This is a genomic window from Mesorhizobium sp. M1334, from assembly GCF_040317995.1.
Taxonomy (GTDB): Bacteria; Pseudomonadota; Alphaproteobacteria; order Rhizobiales; family Rhizobiaceae; genus Mesorhizobium.
This window is the reverse complement of sequence record NZ_JAMYLM010000085.1, coordinates 1-583: the sequence shown is the minus strand read 5'-3', so window position 1 is coordinate 583 and position 583 is coordinate 1. Positions and strand designations below refer to the sequence as shown.

1 pseudogene is annotated in these 583 nt (G+C 62.6%); it reads right to left on the bottom strand.

From position 1 onward, the window contains the following. Positions 1-426, bottom strand: a pseudogene (locus NKH17_RS33365) (transposase); the annotation flags it as partial. Positions 427-583 lie beyond the last annotated feature (157 nt).

The following is a 583-nucleotide window of genomic DNA, read 5'->3' as shown; positions in this document are numbered from 1 at the left end:
TGACCTTGCCGTCGATCTCTTCGCACAGCCGGCTGACCTGGCTTTTGGAGATGCCGCTCATGCCCATGGCCTTGACCAGGTCGTCGACCGAGCGGGTCGAGATCCCCTGGACGTAGGCCTCCTGACGGCGGTCAGCGCCTTCTCGGCCATGCGGCGCGGTTCTAGGAAACCGGGGAAATAGGAGCCCTTCCTGAGCTTGGGGATGCGCAGCTCGACGGTGCCCGCGCGCGTCTCCCAGTCGCGCTCGCGATAGCCGTTGCGCTGGGCCGTGCGCAACGGGCTCTTCTCGCCATAGGCGGCGCCGGTGGCGGCCCCAACCTCCAGTTCCATCAGCCGCTCGGCGGCAAAGCCAATCATCTCGCGCAAGAGATCGGAATCAGGAGTCTTCTCCACGAGCGCGCGCAGGTTCATCATGTCGTCGGTCATCGATGGTTCCTTCGAATCAGGTTGGTGTCAGCAACCCGACCTTACCGGCGAACTGTCGATGACCACCGCAAAGCCGCTCGCTCGCTTGTATGGGCTAATCTTTGTCAAGGTGATCTTTCAGTCGTTCCGTCTCCTTGTTCAGCCGTGTGCGCCCATT